General features: G+C 32.2%; 13 protein-coding genes. 11 read left to right on the top strand and 2 right to left on the bottom strand.

Going from position 1 to position 13,942, the window contains the following annotated elements:
* Nucleotides 1-40 precede the first annotated feature (40 nt).
* The 11 genes from DW006_RS03995 (at nt 41) to DW006_RS03945 (ending at nt 12,061) form a co-directional block, all read left to right on the top strand.
* Entirely contained in the window at nt 41-781 is a 741-nt protein-coding gene (locus tag DW006_RS03995; RefSeq protein ID WP_022165422.1) for a response regulator, read from the top strand.
* A gap of 73 nt (nt 782-854) precedes the next feature.
* Entirely contained in the window at nt 855-1,496 is a 642-nt protein-coding gene (locus DW006_RS03990) for an HAD family phosphatase (protein ID WP_022165421.1), read from the top strand.
* A gap of 113 nt (nt 1,497-1,609) precedes the next feature.
* Nucleotides 1,610-2,968 carry a Trk system potassium transporter TrkA gene (gene trkA / locus DW006_RS03985; RefSeq protein ID WP_117999146.1) on the top strand — a complete coding sequence of 453 codons (1,359 nt, stop codon included), beginning with the start codon at nt 1,610-1,612 and terminating at the stop codon, nt 2,966-2,968.
* Nucleotides 2,969-2,981: 13 nt separating this feature from the next.
* Nucleotides 2,982-4,439, top strand: a complete 1,458-nt coding sequence (locus DW006_RS03980; RefSeq protein WP_117999145.1) for a TrkH family potassium uptake protein — start codon at nt 2,982-2,984, stop codon at nt 4,437-4,439.
* Between the two features lies 1 nt (nt 4,440).
* The gene (locus DW006_RS03975) at nt 4,441-5,781 is read left to right on the top strand and encodes a potassium transporter TrkG (RefSeq protein ID WP_117999144.1); all 1,341 of its coding nucleotides are present in this window, start codon (nt 4,441-4,443) and stop codon (nt 5,779-5,781) included.
* Nucleotides 5,782-5,895: 114 nt separating this feature from the next.
* Nucleotides 5,896-6,543 carry a TrkA family potassium uptake protein gene (locus tag DW006_RS03970; protein ID WP_117999143.1) on the top strand — a complete coding sequence of 216 codons (648 nt, stop codon included), beginning with the start codon at nt 5,896-5,898 and terminating at the stop codon, nt 6,541-6,543.
* 18 nt (nt 6,544-6,561) lie between these two features.
* On the top strand, nt 6,562-7,167 hold the full coding sequence (locus tag DW006_RS03965) for a phosphoribosylanthranilate isomerase (RefSeq protein ID WP_117999142.1): 606 nt from the start codon (nt 6,562-6,564) through the stop codon (nt 7,165-7,167).
* Nucleotides 7,168-7,343: 176 nt separating this feature from the next.
* Nucleotides 7,344-8,006: a response regulator transcription factor gene (locus tag DW006_RS03960; RefSeq protein ID WP_117999141.1), complete on the top strand. Its 663-nt coding sequence runs from the start codon at nt 7,344-7,346 to the stop codon at nt 8,004-8,006.
* Complete coding sequence (locus tag DW006_RS03955) at nt 8,003-9,034, top strand: sensor histidine kinase (protein ID WP_158561062.1); 1,032 nt, start codon at nt 8,003-8,005, stop codon at nt 9,032-9,034. Before DW006_RS03960 ends, DW006_RS03955 begins: the two co-directional genes overlap by 4 nt.
* A 245-nt stretch (nt 9,035-9,279) precedes the next feature.
* Nucleotides 9,280-10,047 carry an ABC transporter ATP-binding protein gene (locus tag DW006_RS03950; protein WP_117999139.1) on the top strand — a complete coding sequence of 256 codons (768 nt, stop codon included), beginning with the start codon at nt 9,280-9,282 and terminating at the stop codon, nt 10,045-10,047.
* Nucleotides 10,034-12,061: an ABC transporter permease gene (locus DW006_RS03945; RefSeq protein ID WP_117999138.1), complete on the top strand. Its 2,028-nt coding sequence runs from the start codon at nt 10,034-10,036 to the stop codon at nt 12,059-12,061. The genes DW006_RS03950 and DW006_RS03945 overlap by 14 nt, the downstream gene beginning before the upstream one ends.
* 180 nt (nt 12,062-12,241) lie before the next feature.
* Here the strand turns inward: DW006_RS03945 and DW006_RS03940 are convergent, their stop codons facing one another.
* Complete coding sequence (locus DW006_RS03940; protein WP_117999137.1) at nt 12,242-12,577, bottom strand: YolD-like family protein; 336 nt, start codon at nt 12,575-12,577, stop codon at nt 12,242-12,244.
* Nucleotides 12,578-12,587: 10 nt separating this feature from the next.
* Nucleotides 12,588-13,856, bottom strand: a complete 1,269-nt coding sequence (locus DW006_RS03935) for an impB/MucB/SamB family protein (RefSeq protein ID WP_022165058.1) — start codon at nt 13,854-13,856, stop codon at nt 12,588-12,590.
* Nucleotides 13,857-13,942: the final 86 nt, after the last annotated feature.

Genomic DNA, 13,942 nt, shown 5'->3' with positions numbered 1-13,942 from the left:
TAATTAACTAAAAAATAAGAAAAAGGGGATTGAAAAACAAATGCAATCAACAGATAAACAAATATTGATAGTGGAAGATAACAAGAGACACATGGATAGAGCCTGCGATATTTTAGAACAGCTTGAAGATGTTGTGATTTTTAAGGCAGATAATTGTGCTGATGCCTACAGATATGCCATGGAATATAGTATCGATTTATTTATTGTAGACATAATTTTGGAAAAAACAAAAAACGGTGATATGTCAGGTATGACTTTTGCTGATAATATAAGAGAAATAGAAAGGTACAAGGCAACGCCAATTATTTTTACAACATCGCTGGAGGATCCCAAACTACACGCCTATGCACATTTACATTGCTATCAGTATTTTGATAAATATTACAGAGAAGATGAATTCAAAGAAGCAGTTCAGTTTACTCTTAAAAATTACACAGCGAAAAAGGAAAGAGAATATATTTATTTTAAAACAAATGGTATTGTCTGCCCGGTAAAAATAAATGATATTGTTTACATAGATAACAAAATTTCTACATTGTCAATTTATTGCAAAGATGGAGAGATTGTAGAAGCACCTTACAAGTCGACAAAACAGTTAATTCTTGAATTAGGTTCAACGAAATTTCTGAAGTGTAACAAAAGTGAAATAGTTAATTGCGACTATGTTAAGTTTGCAGATTATTCCAATTATCTTATTAAATTAAAGGAAGATTTCGGAGAGTTAAAAATTGGCAGACGTATTTTGAAAAGTTTTAAAGAAGGCTTTGAAAATAGAATATAAAACCATTGAATAAAATAGGTCTTTAGTGTTAAAATAGTTGAACGCTAAGGACTTTTTTTGAAGGAGAAGATAAATGATTAAGGCAGTAATTTTTGATATGGATGGGCTCATGATTGACAGCGAGAGAGTTACTTATGAGTGGTATCGAAGATATTTACAAAAAAGAGGAGAAGACATGACAGTGGATTTTTACAAAAATCTACTGGGAAAAATACAACCTGTCTGCAAAAGTATTATAGCTAATGAATATGGCGAGGATTTCCCTTATGAGGAATGTATAGATTATGTTCATAAGGGAATGGCAGAAGAGTTTGAAACAAAGGGAGTGCCATTAAAAAAAGGAATTGTTCAGTTACTTAAATATCTTAAAGAAAACAATTACAAAACAATGGTTGCAACTTCCAGTAATAGAGACAGAGTTGATGTGATTTTAAAACAGGCAGGAATTGCACAGTATTTTGACGGCGAAATTTGTGGTGATGAGGTTGTTAATGGAAAACCTAATCCTGAGGTATTTTTAAAGGCATGTAAGAAGGTGAATGTACAGCCTGAGGAAGCACTTGTTTTAGAAGACTCAGAGGCAGGCATAAAAGCGGCTCATGACGGCGGAATTAAAGTTATATGTATACCTGACATGAAATATCCTGAGGAAGAATACAGAAAAATGACTGAAGAAATCTTTGAGGACTTGTCAAAGGTTGTAACTTATTTTTAAAAGTTGTAACTATTTTTTAACAGTTGTTGAGATTATAAATAATAGTGCTATACTATAGATGTTGCCATGAAGTTATTCATTGCATTAACGATAAGAATGTGGAGGAAAATCTCATGAAGATTATTATTGCTGGAGATGGAAAAGTAGGTGCAAATCTTACTAGGAAGTTATCAGCGGAAGGTTATGACATAACCTTAATAGACACTAATGGAGAAGTATTAGACGCAAGCTTGGAGAGATACGATGTTATGGCTGTTAATGGAAATTGTGCCTTAATGTCTGTTTTGTCTGAAGCAGGAGTTGACAGAGCTGATGTTTTAATTGCATCTACAAGTGCAGATGAAATTAATTTGCTTTGTTGCATGACAGCACATAAGATGAATCCTGAACTACATACTATTGCAAGAATCAGAAATCCTGAATACAGTGAACAAATATATACCATGCGCGATGCCTTTGGCTTATCTTTAACAGTTAATCCGGAAAAGCAGACAGCAGTGGAAATTGAAAGATTGTTAAAATATCCTGGATTTTTACAGAGAGATACTTTTGCAAAAGGAAGAGTGGAATTAGTAGAACTTAGAATAAATAGTGACAGCATTATAAAAGATGTTTCATTAAATGATCTTTATGGAATTGTAAAATGTAAGGTATTGGTTTGTGCCGTTAGAAGAAACGGCGAAGTGCATATTCCAAATGGTGATTTTATCTTAAAAGAAGGAGATAGAATTTACGTTACAGCACCATCACAGAACCTTACTATTTTATTGAAAAACTTAGGCTTTTTATCTCACAAGGTAAAACATGCAATTATTTGCGGTGGTGGAAAAGTAAGCTATTATCTGTCAAAGATATTAATTGACTTGGGAGTAGCCGTAGAGGTAATTGAAAAAGACGAAGATAGAGCAAGGGAGTTAGCTGAGCTTCTTCCTGAAGTTGCTGTAATTCATGGTGACGCAAGTAGAAAAACATTACTTGAAAGCCAGGGCATAAGTGACTGTGACGCTTTTATTACCTTAACAGGAATGGATGAGTTAAATATAATTATTTCTATGTATGCTAAGGCATGTGGCGTGGAGAAAGTTATTACAAAAGTAGGACATACTGACAGAAGCAGTATTCAGGACAGCCTTAATTTAGGTAGTGTAGTATGCCCAAAGGAATTATGTTGTAATACAATAGTCGGCTATGTTAGAGCCTTAGGGGCACAGACAGGAATGGCTATATCAGTTCATAATATTGCAGATGGACAGGCGGAAGCAGTAGAGTTCATTGCAGATGAGAAAACACAAAATTGTGGTGTTCCACTTAAAAACATGAAATTAGTAAATAATGTTATTATTGCATGTATAACACATAAAGGAAAAACAGAAATTCCAAATGGTGAATCATATTTCCAAAACGGAGATACTGTTATTGTTGTAGCAACAGGGGATATAGTATTACATCAATTAAATGATATATTTCAATGATTGAGAGGAAGTTATGAATTATAAAGTTGTAGGAAAATTTATATCACAGATTTTAGCTGTAGAAGCGGCATTTATGCTTCCGGCATTAATTATTAGTGCAGCATGTCAGAATTTGAATGCAGTTATAGGATTTATAGTTTCTATTGTAATTATATTAGGTATTGCTTCGTTGCTATATGTATTATGTAGAAAGGCAAATAAGCGATTTTTTGCAAAGGAAGGTTTGGTTTCAGTGGGTATAGGCTGGATTGTTCTTAGTATATTAGGCTGTTTACCATTTTTTATTTCAAGAGAAATTCCTTCATTTGTAGATGCATTATTTGAGACAGTATCAGGTTTTACAACAACAGGAGCCTCAATTTTAACAGATGTTGAAGCTATGTCAAAAGGCATGCTTTACTGGAGAAGTTTTAGTCATTGGCTTGGGGGGATGGGTGTCCTTGTATTTTTACTTGCCATTGCACCGGCTGATGGAAAAAGCAACAGATTCACAATGCATTTGTTAAGAGCAGAAAGTCCGGGACCAACAGTTGGTAAGCTGGCTCCAAGAATGAGAGATACAGCACTTATTTTGTATTTAATGTATATAGGACTTACGGGACTTAATTTTATATTTTTAATTATTGGGAAAATGCCTGTTTTTGATGCAGTCTGTACAGCATTTGGTACTGCAGGAACAGGTGGCTTTGGTATTAAAGGAGACAGTATGGCAGGCTACAGCCCATACATTCAGAACGTCTGTACCATCTTTATGCTGTTATTTGGCGTGAACTTCAGTTGTTATTATTTAGTATTATTAAGAAGATTCAAGTCAATAATAAAGGATAGTGAACTTAGAACATACGTTGTTCTTATTTTATCAAGCGTAGCTCTTATAACAATAAACATTTCAGGTATGTTTTCATCAGTAAGAGAAGCACTACATCATGCGGCATTTACAGTATCAAGTATTATTACCACAACAGGTTTTGCTACAGAAGATTTTAATATGTGGCCTAATTTTTCAAAAACAATAATACTTATGCTTATGTTTGTTGGTGCCTGCGGGGGAAGCACAGGCGGTGGTCTTAAATGTGGCCGTTTACTTATTATTTTAAAAAGTGTAAAAAGAAACATTAGAAAGACTTTAAATCCAAGAAAAGTTGAAGTTATCAGAATGGGTGGAAATGTTGTAAAAGAAGAAGTTGTTTCGGCGGTTAATAGTTACTTTGTTGCATACATAGTTATTGTTTTCTTAAGTTTCATTTTCATTTCCGTTGATGGTCACAGTATACTTACTAATTTTTCAAGTGTAGCATCATGCTTTAACAATATAGGACCGGGACTGGATATGGTTGGTCCGGCATCAAACTATTCAATGTTTAGCGATTGGTCTAAACTGGTTTTAATAGGTGACATGCTTGCAGGAAGATTGGAAATATTCCCAATATTAATTTTATTGTCAAAAACCACATGGAGTAGAAAAAGATAACATGAAGAAGAGTAGACATATATCAACATCAAGATTTATATTTTTCGGGTTTTTAGGCGTTATAGTTTTAGGAACCTTTATTTTGACGCTTCCAATTTCAAGTAGCTCAGGAGAATTTACATCTGTAGTGGATGCCTTATTTACAGCAACATCAGCTACATGTGTAACAGGACTTGTAGTTCACGATACGGCTACTTACTGGTCAGCCTTTGGTCAAGGTGTTATTATAGTTTTAATTCAAATTGGCGGCATGGGTGTTATAACAATAGCACTACTGTTAACAAGAATGTCAGGTAGAAAAATAGGTTTAAGGCAGAGAACACTTATGCAGGAGGCAATATCAGCACATAAAATGGGTGGTATAGTAAGACTAACAGGTTTTATTGTGAAGATGATGCTTATTTTTGAATTGGCAGGCGCAGTGTTAATGTATCCTGAATTTGCAAAACAGTTTGGCATTATAAAAGGTATATGGTATTCATTATTTCATTCAATATCAGCCTTTTGTAACGCAGGTTTTGATTTAATGGGTGTAAGAGAGCATTATTCTTCACTAACAACATTTTCATCTTCAGTTTTAATTAATGTTGTAATAATGCTTTTAATTATAATTGGCGGTATTGGCTTTGTTACATGGGATGACATAAAAAAGCACAAACTTCATTTTGGAAGATACAGAATGCAAAGTAAAGTTATTCTTGGAGTAACATCAATATTAATAATTGTACCGGTGCTATATTTTTATTTTTTTGAATTTGGAAAATCAACTTGGAATTTCGATTCAGAAAAAGACAGGGTTTTGGCATCTTTATTTCAGACCGTGTCACCTAGAACAGCAGGCTTTAACACAGTAGATTTAAACCAATTATCAGGTGTGGGACAGTTAATTACTATTATTTTAATGCTTATAGGTGCAGCACCCGGTTCAACAGCCGGTGGTATGAAAGTTACTACAGTGGCAGTATTATTTTCAACAGTCGTAGCAGTTTTTAGGAAAAGGCAGGATGCAAATTTATTTAAAAGAAGACTGTCCAATGAAGTGGCAAGGTCAGCTTCGGCAACACTGTTAATGTACACATTTTTGTTTATGTTTGGTGGTATTGTTATTAGTATTGCAGATAACATTCCTATAATGAAATCTTTGTTTGAAACAGCATCGGCAGTTGGAACAGTAGGTTTAAGCTTGGGAATTACACCATCTTTGTCCATGGTTTCCAAAATAGTATTAATTGTGTTAATGTTTTTAGGCAGAGTTGGTGGCTTAACAGTTATTTTTGCAACTTTATCAAATAAGAATTATAATGTATCTAGATTACCTCAAGAGAAAATTATGGTAGGATAAAGTAAAATAGTAAAGAATTATAATGCGTCATGATAAATGAAAAATCAGGAATGAAAATGAATGAGGCGTAAAAATACAAGAAATAGAAATGTATATAAATTGTATGGAGGGAAAATGAAGTCAGTTTTATTAATTGGATTAGGTAGATTTGGCAGACATATTGCTAAAACATTAGATGAATTAGGTCATCAGACAATGGCAATTGACGTAAAGGAAGACAGGGTTAATGCGGTATTACCTTACGTCACAAGTGCTCAAATAGGAGACTCGACAAATGAAGAATTTTTGGATACATTAGGTGTGGATAATTTTGATGTTTGTTTTGTGGCAATTGGAGACGATTTTCAAAATTCTTTAGAGACAACATCTTTGTTGAAAGAAAAAGGTGCCAAGATGGTTGTCTCAAGAGCTGCAAGAGATGTACACGCCAAGTTTTTGTTGAGAAATGGAGCAGACCAGGTAGTTTATCCTGAACGTGAACTTGCTAACTGGACAGCAATAAGATATACAGCTAATCATATTTCAGATTACATTGAGGTGGGAGAAGGCTGTTCAATAATTGAAGTTGAGATTCCAAAAGAGTGGATTGGAAAAGAAATACAGGATTTAGATTTAAGACGAAAATACAAAATAAATGTCTTGGCAATTAAGAAGGAAAATGATATGAATTTGCAGGTTATGCCTGATACTGTCCTGAAAGAAGGGGCTAACTTATTGGTACTTGGAAAAACACACGACATACAAAAGTGTTTCCATATTTAAATTAAAAGTAATAGGAATATGATAGTAAAAATTTGCGGTATTACAGATGTTGAAGAAACAGAATATTTAAATGAAAATAATGTAGACATGGCTGGCATGGTTTTATATTTTCCAAAAAGTAAAAGAAATATAACTTTGGAGAAGGCAAAAGAAATCATGGCTTCTCTAAATGAAAATATAAAAAAAGTTGCAGTGGTTGTGTCGCCTAGCATTGAGCAGGTAAAAAGCATTGAAAATGCAGGATTTGACTTTGTGCAGATTCATAAAGACTTGCCGGATGGTTTGTTTAATGAAACATTAATTGATGTTTTAAAGGCTTTTAATGTAAACGATTTAGAAGAACTTGGAAAGTACAAAAACATAGAAAATATAAAAGGCTATGTTTTTGATGCCCCAACATACGGCAGTGGAGAAACTTTTGACTGGAGCTTATTAAATAACATTAAACGAGACGATAAGTTATTTATATTAGCCGGCGGACTTAACGGAGATAATGTAAGAGATGGCATAAAAGCAGTACAACCTGATGGCGTAGATGTTTCATCAGGAGTTGAAAACGACAACGGAGTTGGCAAAAGCAGAGAGAAAATCAGAGAATTTGTTATGGCTGCTAAAGTAATCTAATTATGTAGATAGTTGAGTAAAAATAAAGTTAAATTAATTGATAAAAAAATAGTTGAGGCAGAATTAGTATAAGAAAAAAGTAGTTATGCAAGAACCGGGGTAAGTAAAATTTAGAAAATGATTGAAGCAAAAAGTCATAAAATCAATAATATCCGTAAACAGATAAAAGGAATAGAATGAAAAAAATATTAATTGTTGAAGATGATGTATCCATAAGGAATGAGTTGCAGAAGTTACTTGTAAACAGTGGCTATGAAACAATAGTAATGGATAACTTTGAAAATCAAATAGAATTTATTTTAGAAAGCAAAGCAGATTTAATATTGCTTGATATAAATATACCAATTCTAAATGGAGAAATGGTTTTAAAAGAGCTACGAAAAAAATCAGATGTGCCGGTAATTATGGTTACCAGCAGAACAAGTGAAGTAGATGAAGTTTTGTCCATGTCCTACGGGGCTGATGATTTTATTACAAAACCTTATAACCCCACAGTTCTTCTGTTAAGAATCCAAAATATTTTTAAAAGAATGGAAGTAAAAACTGACAATGTTAAATACAATAATCTTAATGTGGAATTAAGCAGGGGCATAATAAAATCAGAGACTAAGCAGGTTGTTTTAACAAAGAATGAAATGATTATTTTTGCATTGCTGTTAAACAACAAAGGCAGAATTGTTTCAAGAGATCAGTTAATGACAGATTTGTGGAACAATGAGGAATATATTAATGACAATGCGCTTACTGTCAATATTAGCAGATTGAGAAATAAACTGGCATCTCTTGGATGCGCAGATGCAATAGAAACTCGAAAGGGACAGGGTTACATATTATTATGAAATTAATTAAATACATAAAAGATAAATGGCTGACAATAACAATTAGTGCTGTCAGCTATTTTGTTATTTTAATGGTTATGAGAGTTTTTGCCTTACCTGTTGAAATAGTTGCAATAATTACATTTTTGTATTTTTTTACAGGCGGGCTGCAATTACTAATTAATTATTTAAGAAAAAGAAAATTCTATAACAGACTTCTTCTTAATGTGGAAAGATTGGACAAAAAATATTTAGTTTTGGAAACCTTAACTAAACCGGATTTTTATGAGGGGGAACTTATTTGGGAAAGTCTTTATAAAATTAATAAATCCATGACTGAAAACGTAAGTGATTACAGGGAAAACGTGGAAGATTTTAAAGAATATGTTGAAATGTGGATTCACGAAGTGAAAATTCCTATAGCAAGTCTTGTTTTAATGTGTTACAATCACAAAAATGAGTTGGACGAAAAATACATAAAGCAAATCAAACGTCTGGATAATTATGTTGAACAGGTTTTGTATTATGTAAGAAGTAGCTGCAGTGAAAAAGATTACATAATAAAAGACGTGAATTTGGAAGAGGTTGTTGGAAAAGTTCTTATGAATAACAAGGACGATATTTTGGGAAAAAATATTGAACCACAAATAAACATTAAAAACATAACAGTAAAATCTGATAAAAAATGGCTGGAATTTATTATTAATCAGATAGTAAATAACAGTATTAAATACTGCAAAAATATTGCAATGTCTGATAATGATACAAAGGCTGTGCTGAAAATAAGTGCCACAGAAGAAAAAGAAAAAGTCATATTATCCATCTATGATAACGGAATCGGAATCCCAAATCAGGATTTGAAAAAGATTTTTGAAAAATCATTTACAGGTGAGAATGGAAGACTGGGACAAAAGTCTACAGGCATGGGGCTGTACATAGTAAAAAATCTATGTAGCAAATTAGGTCATCAGGTTTCTGCCTGGTCTATCCAAAATGAATATACAGAAATAAAAATCGTGTTTGGTAAGAATGATTATTATGGGGTTTAGATTTAAATAATGTTAAAAATATAATGCTAAAAAATAATATTTAAGAAATTAATATTAAAAATCTAACAATAAGAGCAAATATGAGAATTATTAAAATATAAACATAAAAAACTAATATTACAAAATTGTAATGTTTAGTAATATTAGAAATGCGACAAATCTCAAGGCAAAGTATACACTGTTTATGTAATGTGAAGATTATAAAGCTTTATGAATTACACAAAACATGTGGAAAGGAGATAACAATGGATAATATTTTAACTATTGATAAAATCGAAAAATATTACGGAAGTAAATCAAGTCTTACAAAAGCAATTGACGGGATTTCTTTTGAAGTGGAAAAAGGAGAATTTGTTGCAATTATGGGGGCATCAGGCTCAGGAAAAACAACTTTGCTTAATTGTATCTCAACAATTGATAAAGTAACAGCAGGTCATATTTATGTTGCAGGTCAGGACATAACAGCCTTAAAGTCAAAGGAGTTAAATAAGTTTAGAAGAGAGGAACTTGGTTTTATTTTTCAGGACTTTAATTTGCTTGATACTTTAACAGCTTATGAGAACATTGCATTAGCATTGTCCATTCAAAATGAAAAGTATAAGGAAATCAATTTAAAAGTAAAAAAAGTAGCTTATGACTTAGGAATTGAAGATATTTTAAATAAATATCCTTATGAAATGTCAGGAGGACAGAAACAGAGAGTAGCCAGTGCAAGGGCAATTATTAATAATCCAGAACTTATTTTGGCAGATGAACCAACAGGGGCTCTAGATTCTAAATCTTCAAGAATGTTATTAGAAAGATTTGAGTATTTGAATAATTTATTGCAGGCAACAATATTAATGGTTACCCATGATGCTTTTTCAGCAAGCTACAGTTCAAGAGTTATTTTCATTAAGGATGGCAAAATTTTTAACGAAATTGTAAAAGGCGATAGAAGTAGAAAAGAATTTTTTAATGAAATAATCAATGTAGTTACAATGTTAGGGGGAGATTTAAATGATGCTCTTTAAACTCTCGGCGAAAAACATAGCAAAGAGTATAAAAGATTATGCCATCTATTTTTTTACTCTTATATTAGGTGTGGCTATATTTTACGTGTTTAATGCCATTGATTCACAAACAGTAATGCTGGATGTTTCTAAAAACACATCTGATATTATAAAATTAATGACAGGCATGCTTTCAGGTGTAAGTGTTTTTGTGTCAATTATATTAGGCTGTTTAATAATATACGCTTCTATTTTTTTAATAAAAAGAAGAAATAAGGAATTTGGAGTTTATCTGACTTTAGGTATGGAAAAAAGAAAAATATCCCTTGTACTTTTCTTTGAAACACTGATAATTGGCATAATATCCCTTATAGTTGGGTTAATAATTGGCACAGCATTTTCTCAATTAATGAGCATAGTTGTGGCAAATATGTTTGAGGCAGACATGCGCAAGTTTGAATTTGTATTTTCAAGAAGTGCTTGTATAAAAACACTAATATATTTTGGCATAATGTATGTTTTTGTAATGGTATTTAATACATGGACAATTGGTAAATGCAAACTTATAGATTTGCTAAATGGAAGAAAAAGAAATGAAAAAATAAAAAACAAAAATTCTATTGTATGTATAATGATTTTCATTATTTCATGGGTAGTTTTAGGTAGAGCATATTATTTAGTAACCGTTGGCGTTAATGAATTAGAAAGTTCAATGGACATTTTAATTCCAATAATGCTTGGAATTGTTGGCACATTGCTGTTTTTCTGGTCAGTATCGGGACTAATACTTAAAATCGTAATGGCGAAAAAAAGCACATATTACAAAGGTTTAAATAGTTTTGTTTTACGACAGATAAGTAGCAAAATAAATACAACAGTTGTCCAGATGACTATTATATGCATTATGCTTTTTGTAACAATTTGCGTTTTATCAAGTGCATTTTCAATTAAAAATTCTTTATCAGAAAATATTCAGAAAATGTGCCCGGCGGATGTTCAAATTACTGTTGGAAAAGAAGTAAAAAATGATGTTATAAATAATAAGCAGGTGAAGGTAAAGAGCATATTGGAAAGCGCTGGCTGTAAGATAGAAGATGAGTTTAGCGAATATGTGGAATATGATACTTATAAGACACAGAAGCTTACTTTAAGAGATGTTGTTGGAAACAGCTATAATGAAATAGCAAAAACATATAAGGGAATAACTTTAAATAGTCAGGAAGATATAATGAAAATAAGTGACTATAACAAGGTGGCAAAACTTTATGGACAAAAGACTTTTAAACTAAAAGAAAATCAATATCTTGTTGTAGCAAACTTTCAGGGAATGGTTCAATTAAGAAACATTGCGTTGAAAAATGGTGAGAAAATTAAATTAGGTGGAAAGGAATATTCTCCCCTATATAGAGAGTGCAAATATGGATTTGTTAATTTATCAGGTAATGAAGAAAATTCGGGTATCATTGTATTGCCTGACAGTGCGCTTAAAAATGCAGAAGTATATGACAGTACTTTAGTAGGAAAGTACAATACAGCGCCAAAGGATGAAATAATAAAAAACAATGACCGGATAACCAAAATAATGGGTAAGAAAACTTACAATATGATTTCGATAAATACAAAAATGGATGTAGCAGAAGCATGTATCGGGCTTGGAGCCGTAGTTACATTTATTGGCATGTATTTAGGAATTATTTTCCTGATTTCATCAGCAGCGATACTTGCATTAAAGGAATTATCTGAGTCAACAGACAATAAAGAGCGTTATTTAATGCTAAGAAAATTAGGTACAGATGACAAAATGATTAACAGGGCATTATTTAAACAGATTGGAATATATTTTATGTTTCCACTAATTATTGCCATTATTCATTCTGTTGTAGGCTTGAAATTTGCTACAACAATTTTAGCAACCTTTGGAAAAGTTGGTTTGCTTGGTTCAATTATATTAACTGCAGTTGTTTTAGTTTTAATTTACGGCGGGTATTTCTTAATAACATATTTCTGTAGCAGAAATATTATTAAGGAAAGATAAAGCAGGCAATACAAAGTTCAGTTAAAAAATAGGATAATAATGAAAAGAAGATGGAAAATAATAGTAAAATAAATATCAGACAATAAAAATTATAAATGATAAACCAATGGTAAAAAATAAGTAGTAAATAAAATGGCTGATAAATGCATATTATATTAAAAGATTTAGTGTAATATACATTTAATCAGCTATTATTATGTCTAGTAAATCATCAAAAGGAATTTTGGTGTTTACAATTTGTATGATTCTGCTGTCGTAATTGATTTTAGCAATCATACCTGTAAGTTTGATATATTCCTCTTTGCAGTAGTAGACAACTGTTATAATAGAACCTGCTTTTAAACTTTTAAGTTTAAGATTAAGTTCTTCGGCATAGTCTTGTGTAAGTTCTTTTTTGGGAACGATGATTTTCTCTTTGGAAGCTAAGGCTTCCTCAAGACCTTTTAAAGCTGAAAAAGGCATAAACTGTTTGGCACGTTCCTCTATTGGCATTTTTTGTTTTGGTTTAGATGGCATGACTTTCTCCTTAATTTTCACCACTTTTATGACCACCAATTTGTCGGTTTCTCTCAATAGCAGTGGCATTTTTTTGTAAATCCATTCCCTTAAGAACGGCATTCTTTCCAAATTTTGACTTGATTTCAATCATTGCTTTTTGAATTTTCTTATTCCGTTCCAAAGCTTCAATGTCCATAAAGAAAGTATACTGAGTGTAACCTTCAGGCATAACATTATTAAATGTAATGTTAATTCTTCTTATGCCAATGTTAGGTCTTATGATTTCCCTGTATAGATTGGTAACGGCTGGAATAATAAGTAAGTCTGAATTAGTGTTGATATCAAGTCTTGCTGTACCATGAGCAGGTTTCATGTTAAGGGCATTAGAGTAACCTACATGCAAAGTTACCGAGCCTGTAACAAGTTCCTGATCAACCAAATCAAGACAAAGAGCATCAACCATTTCCTTAACTACAAGAAGACCATCATCAAAATTGTAATCACACATAAGAACCTGACCACTTGTTAAACAGTTACTTTGTGGCTTGTAATGCTTGATTTGGTACATGGTAGTTGGCTCAATGCCAAAAGCATGGTCTATTAAAAGCTCCGCGTCAACACCAAAAGCATTGTAAAGTACGTCCTCGTTAGCTTCTGCAATATCTTTCATGGTATAAATACCCATTGTGGCAAGACGCCTTACAGTCCCCGGACCTACACGCCAAAAGTCAGTTAGTGGAGTGTGATCCCAAAGAGTTTCTTTGTATAAATCTTCATCCAAAAAGCCGATGAAATCAGGTGAATGTTTTGCTGTGATATCCAAAGCAATTTTGGCTAAGTACATATTAGTGCCAACTCCACAGGTTGCCCGTAAGCCAAAAGTGTTGTAAATATCTTCCATTATTGTACGCCCAAGTGTAATTGCATCCATTTGATAAAGGGCAAGATAATTGGTAACGTCCATAAACGCCTCATCAATTGAGTAAACGTGGATATCATCTTTTGAAATATATTTAAGATAAATACTGTAAATATCTGCGGAGTAATCAATGTATCTTTTCATACGGGGAACAACAGTAATATATTCAACATTCTTAGGAATTTCAAACAATCGGCAACGGTTTTTTATGCCGAGAGCTTTCATTGCAGGTGTAATTGCCAGACAAATGGTTTTATCTGTTCGCTCTTTATCTGCAACAACTAAATTAGTTGTCATGGGATCAAGCCCTAATTCAATGCACTCAACTGATGCATAGAATGATTTCAAATCAATACATAAATAATATTTCTCTGACAAAACAATATCTCCTAAAATTAATAATTCTCTAAAATTAATATCTTCTAAAAGTAATAATCGTCTAAAGCTAATATCTTCTAAAGTTG

The sequence above is a fragment of the Eubacterium sp. AF36-5BH genome, assembly GCF_003460505.1.
Lineage (GTDB): Bacteria > Bacillota > Clostridia > Lachnospirales > Lachnospiraceae > Eubacterium_G.
The sequence above is the reverse complement of the archived record's forward strand: the minus strand, read 5'-3'. Positions and strand labels throughout refer to the sequence as shown.

Coding starts and splice junctions, on each gene's coding strand:
- DW006_RS03965 (WP_117999142.1), top strand. CDS start 6,562: ATGATAGTAAAAATTTGCGGTATTACAGATGTTGAAGAAACAGAATAT.
- trkA (WP_117999146.1), top strand. CDS start 1,610: ATGAAGATTATTATTGCTGGAGATGGAAAAGTAGGTGCAAATCTTACT.
- DW006_RS03955 (WP_158561062.1), top strand. CDS start 8,003: ATGAAATTAATTAAATACATAAAAGATAAATGGCTGACAATAACAATT.
- DW006_RS03990 (WP_022165421.1), top strand. CDS start 855: ATGATTAAGGCAGTAATTTTTGATATGGATGGGCTCATGATTGACAGC.
- DW006_RS03945 (WP_117999138.1), top strand. CDS start 10,034: ATGATGCTCTTTAAACTCTCGGCGAAAAACATAGCAAAGAGTATAAAA.
- DW006_RS03970 (WP_117999143.1), top strand. CDS start 5,896: ATGAAGTCAGTTTTATTAATTGGATTAGGTAGATTTGGCAGACATATT.
- DW006_RS03980 (WP_117999145.1), top strand. CDS start 2,982: ATGAATTATAAAGTTGTAGGAAAATTTATATCACAGATTTTAGCTGTA.
- DW006_RS03960 (WP_117999141.1), top strand. CDS start 7,344: ATGAAAAAAATATTAATTGTTGAAGATGATGTATCCATAAGGAATGAG.
- DW006_RS03995 (WP_022165422.1), top strand. CDS start 41: ATGCAATCAACAGATAAACAAATATTGATAGTGGAAGATAACAAGAGA.
- DW006_RS03950 (WP_117999139.1), top strand. CDS start 9,280: ATGGATAATATTTTAACTATTGATAAAATCGAAAAATATTACGGAAGT.
- DW006_RS03975 (WP_117999144.1), top strand. CDS start 4,441: ATGAAGAAGAGTAGACATATATCAACATCAAGATTTATATTTTTCGGG.
- DW006_RS03940 (WP_117999137.1), bottom strand. CDS start 12,577: ATGCCATCTAAACCAAAACAAAAAATGCCAATAGAGGAACGTGCCAAA.